Source organism: Kocuria rosea subsp. polaris (assembly GCF_001483755.1).
GTDB classification, from domain to species: domain Bacteria; phylum Actinomycetota; class Actinomycetes; order Actinomycetales; family Micrococcaceae; genus Kocuria; species Kocuria cellulosilytica.
On sequence record NZ_LQBK01000011.1, the window covers coordinates 20,149 to 33,646 of the forward strand.

The 13,498-nt window shown below is 72.8% G+C and carries 15 protein-coding genes; 7 read left to right on the forward strand and 8 right to left on the reverse strand.

Annotation, left to right across the window (positions count from 1 at the left end; translation table 11 throughout):
* Positions 1-112: 112 nt before the first annotated feature.
* Complete coding sequence (locus AVL61_RS08125) at positions 113-1,243, reverse strand: baeRF2 domain-containing protein (protein WP_058873856.1); 1,131 nt, start codon at positions 1,241-1,243, stop codon at positions 113-115.
* A gap of 160 nt (positions 1,244-1,403) precedes the next feature.
* On the opposite strand from AVL61_RS08125, the gene AVL61_RS08130 reads away from it, so the two are divergent.
* A complete protein-coding gene (locus AVL61_RS08130; protein ID WP_058873857.1) occupies positions 1,404-1,622 on the forward strand; it encodes a hypothetical protein in 219 nt (72 codons plus the stop codon).
* Positions 1,623-1,661: 39 nt separating this feature from the next.
* Here the strand turns inward: AVL61_RS08130 and AVL61_RS08135 are convergent, their stop codons facing one another.
* The gene (locus tag AVL61_RS08135; protein ID WP_058873858.1) at positions 1,662-2,408 is read right to left on the reverse strand and encodes an SDR family NAD(P)-dependent oxidoreductase; all 747 of its coding nucleotides are present in this window, start codon (positions 2,406-2,408) and stop codon (positions 1,662-1,664) included.
* 203 nt (positions 2,409-2,611) lie between these two features.
* On the opposite strand from AVL61_RS08135, the gene AVL61_RS08140 reads away from it, so the two are divergent.
* The 4 genes from AVL61_RS08140 (at position 2,612) to AVL61_RS17370 (ending at position 5,742) form a co-directional block, all read left to right on the forward strand.
* Entirely contained in the window at positions 2,612-3,430 is an 819-nt protein-coding gene (locus tag AVL61_RS08140) for a DUF4397 domain-containing protein (RefSeq protein ID WP_058873859.1), read from the forward strand.
* Between the two features lie 149 nt (positions 3,431-3,579).
* Positions 3,580-4,218 (forward strand): class F sortase, encoded by a 639-nt coding sequence (locus AVL61_RS08145; RefSeq protein ID WP_157571345.1) that lies wholly within the window; start codon positions 3,580-3,582, stop codon positions 4,216-4,218.
* A 128-nt stretch (positions 4,219-4,346) separates the two neighbouring features.
* Positions 4,347-4,910, forward strand: a complete 564-nt coding sequence (locus tag AVL61_RS08150; protein WP_058873861.1) for an RNA polymerase sigma factor — start codon at positions 4,347-4,349, stop codon at positions 4,908-4,910.
* Positions 4,894-5,742, forward strand: a complete 849-nt coding sequence (locus AVL61_RS17370; protein ID WP_082697030.1) for an anti-sigma factor — start codon at positions 4,894-4,896, stop codon at positions 5,740-5,742. The genes AVL61_RS08150 and AVL61_RS17370 overlap by 17 nt, the downstream gene beginning before the upstream one ends.
* Positions 5,743-5,758: 16 nt before the next feature.
* On the opposite strand, the gene cls is transcribed toward AVL61_RS17370, so the two are convergent.
* The 5 genes from cls to purS form a co-directional block, all read right to left on the reverse strand.
* Positions 5,759-7,237: a cardiolipin synthase gene (cls, locus tag AVL61_RS08160; protein ID WP_231738328.1), complete on the reverse strand. Its 1,479-nt coding sequence runs from the start codon at positions 7,235-7,237 to the stop codon at positions 5,759-5,761.
* A 54-nt stretch (positions 7,238-7,291) separates the two neighbouring features.
* Positions 7,292-7,810, reverse strand: coding sequence for a GNAT family N-acetyltransferase (locus AVL61_RS08165; protein ID WP_058873864.1), 519 nt, complete (start codon positions 7,808-7,810; stop codon positions 7,292-7,294).
* 106 nt (positions 7,811-7,916) lie between these two features.
* Entirely contained in the window at positions 7,917-10,214 is a 2,298-nt protein-coding gene (purL, locus tag AVL61_RS08170) for a phosphoribosylformylglycinamidine synthase subunit PurL (RefSeq protein WP_058873865.1), read from the reverse strand.
* 17 nt (positions 10,215-10,231) lie between these two features.
* The gene (gene purQ / locus AVL61_RS08175; protein WP_058873866.1) at positions 10,232-11,026 is read right to left on the reverse strand and encodes a phosphoribosylformylglycinamidine synthase subunit PurQ; all 795 of its coding nucleotides are present in this window, start codon (positions 11,024-11,026) and stop codon (positions 10,232-10,234) included.
* 2 nt (positions 11,027-11,028) lie between these two features.
* Complete coding sequence (gene purS / locus AVL61_RS08180; protein ID WP_058873867.1) at positions 11,029-11,292, reverse strand: phosphoribosylformylglycinamidine synthase subunit PurS; 264 nt, start codon at positions 11,290-11,292, stop codon at positions 11,029-11,031.
* A gap of 214 nt (positions 11,293-11,506) precedes the next feature.
* On the opposite strand from purS, the gene AVL61_RS08185 reads away from it, so the two are divergent.
* Both AVL61_RS08185 and AVL61_RS08190 read left to right on the forward strand, forming a co-directional pair.
* Positions 11,507-11,998 (forward strand): hypothetical protein, encoded by a 492-nt coding sequence (locus AVL61_RS08185; protein WP_058873868.1) that lies wholly within the window; start codon positions 11,507-11,509, stop codon positions 11,996-11,998.
* A 150-nt stretch (positions 11,999-12,148) separates the two neighbouring features.
* Positions 12,149-12,988 (forward strand): SDR family oxidoreductase, encoded by an 840-nt coding sequence (locus AVL61_RS08190; protein WP_058873869.1) that lies wholly within the window; start codon positions 12,149-12,151, stop codon positions 12,986-12,988.
* Between the two features lie 55 nt (positions 12,989-13,043).
* Here AVL61_RS08190 and AVL61_RS08195 read toward each other — a convergent pair whose 3' ends face one another.
* On the reverse strand, positions 13,044-13,466 hold the full coding sequence (locus AVL61_RS08195) for a CBS domain-containing protein (protein ID WP_058873870.1): 423 nt from the start codon (positions 13,464-13,466) through the stop codon (positions 13,044-13,046).
* Positions 13,467-13,498 lie beyond the last annotated feature (32 nt).

Sequence of the window (13,498 nt, forward strand, 5' to 3'; positions counted from 1 at the left end):
GAGCGGACGAGGGCCCCCGCACCGAGAACTGCTCCCCGGACGCCGGCTGAGGAATTCAGGTCCGGTGTCCGGGGAGCAGTTCCGTGGAGGCACGAAGTTCGTCGTCCGGGGATCAGCGCGCCGGTGCGGAGCCCCAGCGGAGCAGGGCCGCCACGTCCGTGCCGTTGGGCAGCGCCCCCGGCGGCACGAAGACGGGGCGGCCGTCGGTCAGCACCGCGGCGCGCACCAGCGCGGCGTCGGCGGAGACCCTGCCGAGCACGCGGGCGCCCACGGCCTCCGACTCCTGGACGGCGATCCACGGCTCGGCGTCCAGGGCGATGAGCTCCTGCTCCGTGTCCAGGTGGGTGTCGTCGATGAGCAGCGTCTGCGCCTGCGCCTGCTGCAGGGCCGAGACGACGGGCTCCATCCCCGAGACGGCAGTGGGGTCGGGCCGCCCCTGCTGCTCGGCGAGCCGCTCGAGCAGCTCCTGCTGGCGGTGGGCCACGACCTCCGCCACGCGCTCCTCGACCTGGTGGTCGAAATCGGCGGACTTGCTGCCCTCCGCGCGGGTGTTGGCGTCGACGACGCTCAGCATCGCCCGGCTCGCCTTGGACAGCTGCTCCTCGACCAGCCCCCGGGCCCGCATGTCCCCCGCCAGGACCACGAGCTGCGCCCCGCTCTCGGCGACGACCTTGTCGATCTGCTCGGCCACCTGCTCGGTGTTGCGCCGCCACACGTCCTCGGTGTGCCGCTGCCAGCGTCCCTGCGACCAGCCGCCCCCGGGGAACTTCTTCAGGTGCTCGGTCTCGCCCTCGATCTGCTGCTCGTCCGTGCTCCGGACGCGGCTCGCGTACTGCAGGCGGATCTCGCCGCCGTCGCGCCCCACCTCGGCGACCACGTAGGGGAAGTCGTCCGGGCGGTGCCGGAACAGGGGAGTGAGGTCGGGCACCTCCTCCACCTGGATGACACCGCGGCCGGCCCGGGGGCCGGGGAGGACCTCGTCGATCTCCACGGTGCCGTCGCGCACCAGCAGGTACCGGCAGACCGGGTCCGGCGCGCCCTCGGCCGGCCGCACGGCCGCCTCCACGGCGGCGAGATCGGCCTTGCTCGCGCCCTGGCGCTCCAGCTCTCGGCAGATGTTCTCGGGAAGGACGTCGATGGCGTGCAGCGAGTCGACGGTGCCGGTGCTGATGTCCGTGTAGACGGTGCACCAGGGGCCCTTGCTCTTGAACAGTTCGGCGTAGCGGTGGAATCGGCTCGTCATGATGGACAACTCCTGCTGTTGAGCGGTGCTTCCTGTGGTGCAGACCACGTTATCCGACCGTCAGGGGGCTGGGAACAGAGGACAGGACGAGTAGGGTCGGACGCACACGACCGGTCGCGCGACCGGTGGTCCCGTTGGTCCCACGACGCAGGAGGCATCCATGAGCGACGTACCCGAGTACGACGAGGCCGACCGGCTCGAGCAGTCGATCGACGCCGAGCGGCCGGAGCTGGACGACCAGGACGACGAGGCGCCGGCGCACGAGCCCGACCGCTCCGAGGCGTCCTCCCTCGAGGCGAACCCCGACGACCTCGTGGAGCAGGACCAGGAGGTCGACCTCGAGGAGCCCGAGGAGACCTCCTCGCTCGAGGAGCAGTGAGCCGGGGCCCGCGCGGGGGCGTGCACCCTCGCGCGGGCCTCACACGGCGGACCAGCCGCCGTCCGAGGGCATGACCACGCCGTTGACGTTCGAGGCGTCGTCGCTCGCGAGGAAGACGATCACGGCGGCCACCTGCTCCGCCGTGGCCGTGTAGGGGATGTTCTGCATGAACGCCGCCATCCGGCCGGGGAACAGGTCCGAGCCCATGGGCGCCTCGATCGCCGTGGCCGTGGCCCCGGGGGCGACCGCGTTGGTGCGGATGCCGTCCGCCGCGTGCATCAGGGCCGTGCTCTTCGTCAGCCCGGCCACCGCGTGCTTGGAGGCGGTGTAGGCCGCCCCCGCGGCGGAGCCGCGCAGCGACGCCTCGGACGCCACGTTCACGATCGCTCCTCTGCCGGAGACCCGCAGCAGCGGGATCGCCGCGCGGGTCAGCCGCATCACGGAGCCGACGTTGACGGCGAAGACCCGCTCCCACGTGGCGTCGTCGACCTCGGCCACGGACTCGAAACGGTCCATGATCCCGGCGTTGTTGACCAGGACGTCGAGCCGGCCCTCGGCCGCCGCCAGCACGCGGCCCACCGCCTCCTCGTCCGTGACGTCCGCGACCACGGGGAACAGCGGCAGGCGAGGCTCGTCCGCCACCAGGGCCTCGAGCCGGCGCGCCGACAGGTCGGCGACGACCACGGTGGCCCCCTCGGCGGCCAGCCGCAGCGCGGTGGCGCGCCCGATGCCCGAGCCGGCCCCGGTCACGACGGCGGTCCGGCCGGTGAAGCGGTGGGTGTCCACGGTTCCTCCTGGAGATCCGTCGGGTGCTCCGGCGGCGCCGCGCGAGCCGCGGCGCCGCCCTCCTCATTGTGGTGCGGAACGGTCCCGGAAGAACTTTCCGAAAAAAATGTGACCTGCTGCATCCGCGGAGGGGTCCACGCCGGTAGTACGGGTGCAAGGTCGATTCCGCTTCCGCCAGGGAGCCCGTTCAAGGAGCAGTTACCATGCGCAAGACCCTTTCCGCCGCAGCAGTCCTCGGCCTCGGTGCCGGTGCCCTCAGCATGAGCCCGGCGTTCGCCGCCGAGCACGCGGAGCTGTCCGTGCTCCACGGCGTCCCCGACACCGTCGTGGACGTGTACGTCAACGGCGAGCTGACCCTCGACGACTTCGAGCCGGGCACCCTGGCCGGTCCGCTGGAGCTGCCCGCCGGCAGCTACGACCTGGCCATCACGGCCCCCGACGCCGCCGACGCCTCGGAGCCGATCATCGGCCCCGTGACCGCGGACCTGCAGACCGGCATGAGCTACACGGCCGCGGCCCACCTGGACGCGGAGGGCAGCCCCACGGCCGCCCTGTTCACCAACGACATGTCCGAGATCGAGGCCGGGAAGTCGCACCTCACCGTGCGGCACGTGGCCGCGGCCCCGGCCGTGGACGTCCTCGCGGGCGGCCAGCCGGTCATCACCGGGCTCGAGAACCCGAACGAGGAGACCCTGCCGGTCGACGCGGGCACGGTCTCGGCGTCCGTGGCCGCCGCGGGCACCACCGAGCCGGTCATCGGCCCGGCCGACCTCGAGCTGGCCGAGGGCACCCACAACATCGTGTACGCGTGGGGCTCCCTCGAGGCCGGGAACCTGGCCCTCGCCGTCCAGACCCTGGAGGGCATGGAGCAGGCGCCCGAGGCCGTGCCGGGCGGCCAGTCCGGTCTCGCGGCCCAGGAGCAGCGCACGATGCTGACCGCCGGCCTCGCGGCCGCCGGTGCGCTCGGGCTGATCGGCGCGGCGTACGGCGCCCGCCGGGTGCTCGCGGGCAGCCGCCGGTAGTGAGCGGTCCCGACAGGCTCGGTCCGGGGGCGCGGCAGGCAGCAGCCCACCGCGCCCCCGGGCCGGCAGTTCCCGGCACCCGTCGTCGTCGTCTGGCGGCGGCGGGTGCCGGGGCGGTCGCCTCGGTGTCCCTGCTCGCGGCAGCGGCCGTGTCCGCTCTCCCCGAGAACGGGGGGCCGCCGACCGCGTACTCCCTGGCGGCGGGGCCGTACCCGGGCGAGGACGCGGTGCCGGCGCTCGCCGGCCCCGACCGTCCGGTCCCCGCGGAGGGCGCGGCGCAGTCCACCGCCGCCCCCGCGGAGATCCCCGTGGCCCCCGCCACCCAGGCACCCGCCGAGGAGATCCCCGCCCCGGTGCGCGTGGTCGTGGACGGGTCGCCGATCGACATGCCGGTGGTCCCGGTGGGGGTCGAGGACAACGGGGCCATGACCATTCCGGACAACCACGTGGAGCTGGGCTGGTACCGGCACGGTCCGTCCCCCGGGGCGGACGAGGGCGCCGCGGTCGTCGCCGGCCACGTCGACACCCTCACCGAGGTCACGCCGATGGCCCGGCTCAAGGACGTGCCGGTCGGGGCGGAGGTCCGGGTGGAGCGCGCGGACGGCAGCGTCCAGCGCTACCGCACCGAGTCCGTCCAGCACGTCCACAAGAAGTCCCTCGCGGACGCGGACCTGTTCCGGCGGACCGGGGAGCCGGTGCTCCACCTCGTGACGTGCGGCGGGGAGTGGCTGGAGGAGATCGGGGACTACGAGGACAACGTGGTGCTGCGGGCGGTCCCGGTGCCCTGAGCGACGGAGGAGGCGAGAGGCGCATGACCGCATGGCCGGTGTCCACTAGGCTGGGCACGACGCGGACGCCCGCACCTCGCCCGACCGCTCGCCACCACGACCTCCGGCCCACGAGGAGCCTCCCCACGATGCCGACGCCGCCCCCGGACTGGGGACCCGAGCTCGACACCGCGTTCGCCGCGGGAGACGAGCAGGCGCTGAGTGCCGTGTACGGGCACTGCGCCGGGGTCATCCGGGGACTCGCCGTCCGGGCCCTGCGCGACGACGCGGGCGCCGACGACGTGGTGCAGGAGGTCTTCATCCGGGCGTGGAAGTACCGCTCCGGCTACCGCCCCGAGCACTCCTCGGCCCCCGCCTGGCTCATCGGCATCGCCCGCAACTGCATCGCCGACGCCGCGAGGACGGCCGGCCGCGACGCGGAGCGGCGCCAGGCGGACGCCGTGCGCACCGACCGGGAGCAACAACACGAGGAGTCGGACCTGCTCGTGGACCGGCTCGTGGTGCGCGCGGAGGTCGAGCGGCTGGGGCCTCCCCGGTCGACGATCATGGCGCTGGCCTTCTACGAGGAGCTCACGCACCAGCAGATCGCGCAGCACCTGGACCTGCCCCTCGGCACGGTCAAGAGCCACCTGAGGCGCGGCCTCACGAACCTACGAACACGATTGGGAGACGGTCATGGCACACCTGAGTGAGGAGACGCTGACGCTCCTGGCTCTGGGTGAGGCCCGCGACGCCCAGGACCAGCAGCATGTCGCCTCCTGCCCGGACTGCGCGGCCGAGCTCGCGTCCCTGGAGCGCGTCGTCCGCGCCGGCCGGGCGGAGCCGCCCGTCCTGACGGCTCCCGGCCCCGGGGTCTGGGCCGCCATCCACGCCGAGCTGGGCCTCTCCGCCGGCGTCGCGGCGGATCCGCTCGCCGGGTCCCGGGGCGGGGACGTCCCGGACGTCGCCTCCGAGGACGCGGCGGACGAGGCGTCCGACGACGCCCGCGACGACGCCACGAGCCACCGGACCGGCACGCCCGCCGACGACGGCGCAGGGCACGGCGGGGCGACCGTCGTCGACCTCGACGCCCGCCGGAGCAGGCCCCGGCGCGGGGTGCCGTACCCGCTGGCCGCGGCCGCCGCGGCGGCGGCGCTGTTCGTGGGCGGCATCTCGGTCTGGGGCGCGCAGCGGGTGGGCCTGGAGCCGGATCCCACGGTGCTGGCCACCGCCGAGCTGGAGCCCCTGGCCGGTTACACCGCCCGCGGCTCGGCCGAGGTGGACGAGCGGCCGGACGGGACCCGTCAACTGGTGGTGCGGACCGATCCCGCCGACGTGGACGGGTTCAAGGAGGTCTGGCTGCTCGCCCCCGATGCGCAGCGGATGGTCAGCCTCGGGGTGATGGCCGGGGACGAGGCCGTGTTCGTGCTGCCCGAGAACCTGGACGTCGGGGAGTTCCCCGTCGTGGACGTCTCGAACGAGCCGATCGACGGCGACCCGACGCACTCGGGGGACTCGATCGTGCGCGGCGTCCTGGACGCCTGAGCACGGGCCGGCCGGATCAGAGCAGGGCCGAGGTCAGCCGGGCCACGTTGTCGGCGTACTTGTGCCACAGCGGCCGGCGGTTCCACTCGTCGAAGTCCAGCAGGGTGCTGGCCTCGTGGAACTCGGCGACCACCGCGTCCATCCGCCGCCGGAACTCCCGGTCCGCGATGTACACCGAGACCTCGAGGTCGAGGGCGAACGAGCGCTCGTCCATGTTGGAGGAGCCGATCACGGAGGCGTAGTCGTCCACGAGCACGAACTTGGCGTGCAGCACGGTGGGGGAGCGGTACCGGTAGATCTTCACGCCGGCCTCCACGAGCTCCTGGTAGTAGGAGTTCTGGGCGTGGTAGGCGAGGAAGTGGTCCGAGGTCTCGCCCACGAACAGCTGCACGTCCACCCCGGACTGGGCCTCGGTGGTCAGCGCGTGCATCAGCGACTCGTCCGGGACGAAGTACGGGCTGGCGATGATGATCTGCTCGTTGGCGTTGTAGATCAGGTGGTTGAACAGGCGGAGGTTGTTCTCCGTCTCGAACCCGGGCCCGGAGGGCACGACCTGCGCGAAGACCGGTCCCTGCACGTCCGGGAGGTCGCGGGTGGCCTCGTCGAGCAGGAGGTCGCCCGTCTCGGAGTACCAGTCGCTCGTGAAGAGGGCATTGAGCTCGGCGACCACCGGGCCGGTGCACTCGAGCATCAGGTCCTTCCACTGGAGCCCCTTCCGGAGGTTCCGGCGCTTGTTGTAGGAGCGGTGGATGATGTTCTGCGAGCCGGTGAAGGCGAGGGTCCCGTCGACCACGAGGATCTTGCGGTGGTTGCGCAGGTCGGGCCGCTGCCACTCGCCCTTCCACGGGCGCACGGGCAGCATGCGCTGCCACGGCAGCCCGGCCTCGTCGAAGCGCTTGATCATCTGCCGGTACCCGGGGTAGCCCACGGAGCCGAGGTGGTCGATGAGCACCCGCACCCGCACACCCCGCCGGTGGGCCCGCACCAGGGCCTCCAGCAGGGGGCGCGAGGCGTCGTCGATGGCCACGATGTAGAACTCGAAGTGCACGTAGTCCCGGGCCCGGTCCACCGCCTCCGCCATGATCCGCATCGCCTCGTGGTTGTCGGTGAGGATCTCGAAGGAGTTGCCGCCGACCATGGGCAGGGCGCCGAGCTTGTAGTTCAGCGCCGCGGTGGAGCTGACCCACTCGGGCAGCTCCTCGTCCGTGTTGCCCATGATGTGGGAGTCCGGGGTGTTCTCGCGGATGACGTCGTTCATCTTCGCCTGCATGGCCATCCGCTTCTTCGGCAGCTTCGAGGAGCCGATGGCCAGGAACAGCAGGACCCCCACGTACGGCAGCAGGAAGATCGCGAGCAGCCAGGCCAGGGCCACGGAGGGCCGCCGGTTGTGCGGGATCCAGCCCAGGGCCACCACGTTGATGAGCAGGCCGAGCACCAGGACCACGAGCGTCGCGGGCTCCGGGAGGAGGTTCGCGACGCTGTTGAACGGGTACACGGCCGGGGTCACCTCGTCGGTCGGGGGGGTCGCCGCCGCGCGCGGCGGCGCGGTCTACGCGGGGCGGGACAGGAAGTAGTCGGTCTCCGGGCCGGGGGTCTCCCGGTGCACGAAGCCCGCGGCGACGAGCACCTGCTCGGCCGGGGCGTTGTCGCCGGGCACGCTGGCGCGCACCCCCGTGACGGAGGGGTCCCCAAAGGCGACGCCGAGCAGCGCGGTGACGCCCTCCTGCGCGTAGCCGAGGTTGCGGTGGTCCGCGGCGAGGGAGCCCACGATCTCGAGCTCGTCGTCGATCGGAGGACCGACGAAGCCGGCCGTGCCGATGACCTCCCCGGTCGACTTCTCCACGACGGCCATCCGCGCGTACACGGACTCCGTGAAGAAGTAGCCCCCGGCCATCAGGGACTCGCGGGCGAAGTCCATGTCCTCGGCGGTCGGGAAGCCGTGGGCGAAGTGGGCCGCCCGCTCGCCGGCGGCCACGGCGTCGAGCTCCTCGGCGGTGAAGGGACGGAGCAGGAGTCGTGCCGTCTCCAGGACGGGTGCGGGGCGCAGGGCCTCGAGGTCCTCAGTCATGCTGGTGCTGCTTTCTGCGTGCGCGGGTGGCGCGGGTGCCGGCGGTGGACGGACGGGGTCCGGTGGAGCGGGGTGCCGGGGGCGGCTCCGTGCCGCCCCCGGCGGATCAGCCGAAGTGCTTCGGCAGCGTGCCCTCGTGCGCTGCGCGGAGCTCGTCCAGGCCGATGCCGAACTCGCTCTGCACGTCCAGCGCGCGGTTCTCGGTGTCCACCACGCCGATCCGCGTGTGCGGATAGGCGCGCATGGTGCACATGTCCTTGAACCGTACTTCCTCGCTGCGCGGCACGGCCACCACGGCCCGTCCCTGGGTCTCGGAGAAGAGCATGGTGAACAGGTCCACGCCGTCCCGCTCGCAGACCTCGCCCAGCCCGATGCGCGCGCCGGTGTCGAAGCGCAGCGCCATCTCGGCGAGGGTCGCGGCGAGGCCGCCCTCCGCGACGTCGTGCGCGGCGTCGATCATGCCGTCGCGGGACATGTTGATCAGCAGGTCCCCGAGCAGCTTCTCCTGGGCGAGGTCCACGGCCGGGGGGAGCCCGCCCAGGTGCCCGCGCAGGTTCGCCCACTCGGAGCCGTCGAGCTCGTCCCGGGTGGTCCCGAGCAGGTAGATCGCCTGGCCGTCCTCGCGCCAGCCCGACGGCGTGCGGCGCCGGACGTCGTCGAGCACGCCCAGCATCGCCACCACGGGCGTCGGGTGGATGGCCACGCCGCCGGTCTGGTTGTAGAGGGACACGTTGCCGCCCGTCACGGGCACCCCCAGCTGCTGGCAGCCGTCGGCGAGCCCGCGCACGGCCTCGGCGAACTGCCACATGGTCTCCGGGTCCTCGGGGGAGCCGAAGTTGAGGCAGTCGGAGACGGCCGCGGGCCGGGCGCCGGAGGTCGCCACGTTGCGGTAGGCCTCGGCCAGGGCCAGCTGCGCGCCGGCGTACGGGTCGAGGTAGGCGTAGCGGCCGTTGCAGTCGGTGGACAGGGCCACGCCCAGGCCGGTCTCCTCGTCCACGCGGACCACCCCGGCGTCGTCGGGCATGGCCATCGCGGTGTTGCCCTGCACGTAACGGTCGTACTGGTCGGTCACCCAGTCCTTGGCGCACAGGTTCGGGGAGGCCATGAGCTCGAGGACGGCGTTGCGCAGCTCCGCCCCGGAGGGCCGCCCGGCGTCGGCCGGGGAGCCGGCGAAGCGGTCGGCCTGGAGCCGGTCCTGGTCCGCGGGACGGTGATAGGGGCGGTCGTAGACGGGGCCCTCGTGGGCGACCGTGCGGGGGTCGACGTCGACGATGACCTCGTCGTCCCACTCGATCACGAGCCGGCCGGTGCCGGTGACCTCGCCGATCCACGAGAACTCGACGTCCCACTTCTCCATCACGGCTTCGAACGCGGCGACCCTCTCGGGGGTCACGACCGCCATCATGCGCTCCTGCGACTCCGACATGAGGATCTCGCCCGGCGTCAGGGTCGGGTCCCGCAGGAGCACCTGGGTGAGGTCCACGTGCATGCCGCCCTCGCCGTTGGAGGCCAGCTCCGAGGTGGCGCACGAGATGCCCGCCGCCCCCAGGTCCTGGATGCCCTCCACGAGGGAGCCCTTGAACAGCTCGAGGCAGCACTCGATGAGCACCTTCTCCGCGAACGGGTCGCCCACCTGCACGGCCGGCCGCTTGGACGGCTTGGCGTCGTCGAAGGACTCCGAGGCGAGCACGGAGGCGCCGCCGATGCCGTCGCCGCCGGTGCGGGCGCCGAACAGCACCACCTTGTTGCCCACGCCGGAGGCGTTGGCCAGGCGGATGTCCTCGTGGCGCATCACGCCCACGGCGAGCGCGTTGACGAGCGGGTTGCCCTGGTAGCAGGAGTCGAAGACGACCTCCCCGCCCACGTTGGGCAGGCCCAGGGAGTTGCCGTAGCCGCCCACGCCCGCCACTACGCCGTGGACCACGCGGGCGGTGTCCGGGTGGTCGATCGCCCCGAAGCGCAGCGGGTCCATGACGGCCACGGGCCGGGCGCCCATCGAGATGATGTCGCGCACGATCCCGCCCACGCCCGTGGCGGCGCCCTGGTAGGGCTCCACGTAGGACGGGTGGTTGTGGGACTCGATCTTGAAGGTCACGGCCCAGCCGTCCCCGAGGTCGGTGACGCCGGCGTTCTCGCCGATGCCGACCAGCAGGTCCTTCTTCATCTCCTCGGTGACCTTCTCGCCGAACTGGCGCAGGTGGACCTTGGAGGACTTGTAGGAGCAGTGCTCGGACCACATGACCGAGTACATCGCCAGCTCCGCGGCGGTGGGCCGGCGGCCGAGGATCTTCTTGATCTCCTCGAACTCGTTGTCCTTGAGGCCCAGCTCGGCCCAGGGCAGCTCGGTGTCGGGGGTGGCCGTCGCGTGCTCGACGGTGTCCAGGTTGAAGTGCTTCTCGCTCATGAAGTGTCCGGTGTCCCTTACTTGACCAGTGCCTTGAGGGCGGAGACGAACAGGTCCAGCCCGTCCGTGCCGTCGCGCATGCCGACCTCGCCGGAGGCCGAGGAGTCCGCGCCGAAGCCCGGCTCCACCGCGTGCTCCGGGTGCGGCATGAGGCCCACCACGTTGCCGCGCCCGTTGCAGATCCCGGCGATGTCCCGGCGGGAGCCGTTGGGGTTGTCCCCGACGTAGCGGAACACCACGCGGCCCTCGGCCTCGAGGGCGTCGAGGGTCGTCTCGTCCGCCACGTACTGTCCGTCCTGGTTCTTGAGCGGGACCACGATCTCCTGGCCCGGCCGGAACTCGGTGGTCCACACGGTCGCGTTGTTCTCCACGCGCAGGCGCTGGTCTCGACAGAGGAACTTCAGGCCCTCGTTCTTGATCATCGACCCGGGCAGCAGGTGGGACTCGGTGAGCATCTGGAAGCCGTTGCAGATCCCGAGGACCGGCAGGGGGACGGACCCGGAGGTGCCCGCGGCGTTCGCGCCCTCGATGATCCGGTCCATGAGCGGGGCGAACCGGGCGATGGCCCCGGCGCGCAGGTAGTCGCCGTAGGAGAAGCCGCCGGGCAGGATCACGGCGTCGACGTCCTGCAGGTCCTCGTCGGCGTACCAGAGGGACACCGGGGTGCCGCCGGCCAGGGTCACGGCGCGCGCCGCGTCGCGGTCGTCGAGGGTGCCGGGAAAGGTCACCACGCCGACGCGGGCGCCGGCGAGCGCGGCGTCCGGCGCGGGGCCGGAGAGGTCCGCGATCAGGGGGGTCTCGAGGTCGGGCATGCTCAGGCCTCCTCGGTCTCGTCCAGGACGGCCACGCGCACGACGTCCTCGATGACGGGGTTGGAGAGCAGCTTCTCGGCGGCCTCGCGGGCCTGGGCCAGTGCGTCCTCGGTGACCTCGCCGTCGACGGTCAGCTCGAAGCGCTTGCCCTGCCGGACACCGGCGAAGCCGTCCAGGCCGATGCGGGGCAGTTCGTTGGCGATCGCCTTGCCCTGCGGGTCAAGGATCTCGGGCTTGGGCATGACGTCGACAACAATGCGGGCCATCGGGGAACTCCTGAGGGTCGAGCAGCGGGCCGGGATCCGGCGAACGTCAGCCATTCTATCGGTTCGGGCACGCCGGTCCCGCCGCGCCGGGGTGGGCGGCCCCCGGTGTGGTAGGGGTCACCGCCGCCCGTCCGCGGCGGCCCGGGGCGAGGAGGAGAGCCCCGGCGGCGGTCTCCCGGAAATCTCCAAGGCGGGTCCGGTAGACCCTGGTGCCATGAGCACCGCACCGGGGGCCGCAGCGGCCGGCGCCGACGACGCACGGCTGGTGCCGGTCTACCGCCGGGTCCTGACGCTGCTGGGGATCGGCACGGTCCTCGGTGCGCTGACCGAGCTGGCGATGCTGCGGCACTGGCAGGGGCCCGCGCAGCTGGTCCCGTGGGCGGTCCTGGCCGTGCTGCTGCTCGGGGCCGCGGCGTGGCTGGTGCGGCGCAGCGCCGGGACGGCCCGCACCGTGCGGATCGCCGCGGTCCTCTCCGTGCTCGGCAGCGCCTACGGCGTCTACGAGCACGTCCTGGCGAACCTGCGGGCCGGGCCGGCGGACCCGCGGTACGCCGGGGTCTGGGAGTCGATGTCGGGCGCCGCCCAGCTGTGGGCGGCGACCAGCGGGGCGGTCGGGCCGTCCCCCGTGCTCGTGCCCGGGACGATGGGCCTGGCCGGGGTGCTGCTCTGGCTGGCCGTCCTCCGCTGGCGGGACGGGGCCGGCTGAGCCCGGCCCGTCCCGGTGGCGTCGGGGCCGAGAGGGGGCGCGACAGAACCGGCGTGGCCGCCTAAAGTGAACAGCGTGCTGATCATCGGAGGTGTCCGGTGGGCGGTGCGCGCACCGTCCGGACGCCCCAGACCACGGAAGGACCACGCCATGAGCCAGCCAGAACAGCAGCAGGAGGCCCCCGGCGTCCAGGCCGCGATGACCCCCGTCCCGGACTGCGGCGAGCACAGCTACCGTGGCTCCGGCAAGCTCGAGGGCAGGGCCGCGATCGTGACCGGCGGGGACAGCGGCATCGGCCGCGCCGCCGCGATCGCCTACGCCCGGGAGGGCGCCGACGTCCTGATCGCCTACCTCGAGGAGGACGACGACGCGCAGGACACCGCCCGCTGGATCGAGGAGGCCGGTCGCCGGGCCGTCCTGGTCCGCGGCGACCTCTCGGACCCGGCCCACTGCCGGGCCGTCGTCGAGAAGGCCGTGCAGGAGTTCGGCCGGATCGACGTGCTCGTCTCCAACGCCGCCTACCAGATGAGCCACGACAGCCTCGACGAGATCAGCGACGAGGAGTGGGACTACACGTTCCGGCTCAACGTCGGCGCCATGTTCCACCTCACCAAGGCCGCGGTGCCGCACATGGCCCCGGGGTCGGCGATCATCGGCAGCTCCTCGGTGCAGTCCGACCAGCCGTCCCCGCAGCTGGCGCCCTATGCCGCCACGAAGGCCGCGGTCGCGAACTTCTCCGCCGGGCTCGCGCAGATGCTGGGGGAGAAGGGCATCCGGGTCAACAGCGTGGCGCCGGGACCCATCTGGACGCCGCTGATCCCGTCCACCATGCCCGCGGAGAAGGTGGGGTCCTTCGGCGACGACGTCCCGCTGGGCCGCGCCGGTCAGCCGGCCGAGCTCGCGCCCGTCTACGTGCTGCTGGCCTCCGACGACGGCAGCTACATCTCCGGCTCGCGGGTCGCCGTCACCGGCGGCAAGCCGATCCTGTGACCCCGGTGCCCGGGGCGGCCGGAGGACCGCCCCGGGCGCTGCTCGCAGGGCCCGGTCAGTACTTGCCGAACGAGATGAGCTCCACGAGCTCGCCCACACGGTCCTCGGGCATGCTCCTGGCGATGTCGGCCTGGCTGACCATCCCGACGAGGTCGTGCCCGTCGATCACGGGCAGGCGGCGCACCTGGTGGTCGGTCATCGTCCGGACGGCCTCCTCCACGCTGTCGTCCGCGCCGACGGTGACGGGCTTGCCCTCGGCGAGCTGGCCCGCCTTGACCTGCCGGGGGTCGGTGCCGATCGCCAGGCACCGCACCACGATGTCGCGGTCGGTGAGCACGCCCATCAGTCGCTCGTGCTCCCCGCAGATCGGCAGGGCGCCCACGTCGAGGTCCTTCATCTTCCGGGCCGCGTCCTCGAGCGTCTCGTTCTCGCCGACGCACTCCGCGCCCGGGGTCATGATCTCTCGCACCGTGGTCATCTCGGTCCTCCTGTCCGCCGGACGTGGTCCGT

Excerpts from the sequence above, each read along its gene's own strand:
- AVL61_RS08125 (WP_058873856.1), bottom strand. The coding sequence starts at position 1,243 with ATGACGAGCCGATTCCACCGCTACGCCGAACTGTTCAAGAGCAAGGGC.
- AVL61_RS08130 (WP_058873857.1), top strand. The coding sequence starts at position 1,404 with ATGAGCGACGTACCCGAGTACGACGAGGCCGACCGGCTCGAGCAGTCG.
- AVL61_RS08140 (WP_058873859.1), top strand. The coding sequence starts at position 2,612 with ATGCGCAAGACCCTTTCCGCCGCAGCAGTCCTCGGCCTCGGTGCCGGT.
- AVL61_RS08150 (WP_058873861.1), top strand. The coding sequence starts at position 4,347 with ATGCCGACGCCGCCCCCGGACTGGGGACCCGAGCTCGACACCGCGTTC.
- AVL61_RS17370 (WP_082697030.1), top strand. The coding sequence starts at position 4,894 with ATGGCACACCTGAGTGAGGAGACGCTGACGCTCCTGGCTCTGGGTGAG.
- AVL61_RS08165 (WP_058873864.1), bottom strand. The coding sequence starts at position 7,810 with ATGACTGAGGACCTCGAGGCCCTGCGCCCCGCACCCGTCCTGGAGACG.
- purL (WP_058873865.1), bottom strand. The coding sequence starts at position 10,214 with ATGAGCGAGAAGCACTTCAACCTGGACACCGTCGAGCACGCGACGGCC.
- purQ (WP_058873866.1), bottom strand. The coding sequence starts at position 11,026 with ATGCCCGACCTCGAGACCCCCCTGATCGCGGACCTCTCCGGCCCCGCG.
- purS (WP_058873867.1), bottom strand. The coding sequence starts at position 11,292 with ATGGCCCGCATTGTTGTCGACGTCATGCCCAAGCCCGAGATCCTTGAC.
- AVL61_RS08185 (WP_058873868.1), top strand. The coding sequence starts at position 11,507 with ATGAGCACCGCACCGGGGGCCGCAGCGGCCGGCGCCGACGACGCACGG.
- AVL61_RS08190 (WP_058873869.1), top strand. The coding sequence starts at position 12,149 with ATGAGCCAGCCAGAACAGCAGCAGGAGGCCCCCGGCGTCCAGGCCGCG.
- AVL61_RS08195 (WP_058873870.1), bottom strand. The coding sequence starts at position 13,466 with ATGACCACGGTGCGAGAGATCATGACCCCGGGCGCGGAGTGCGTCGGC.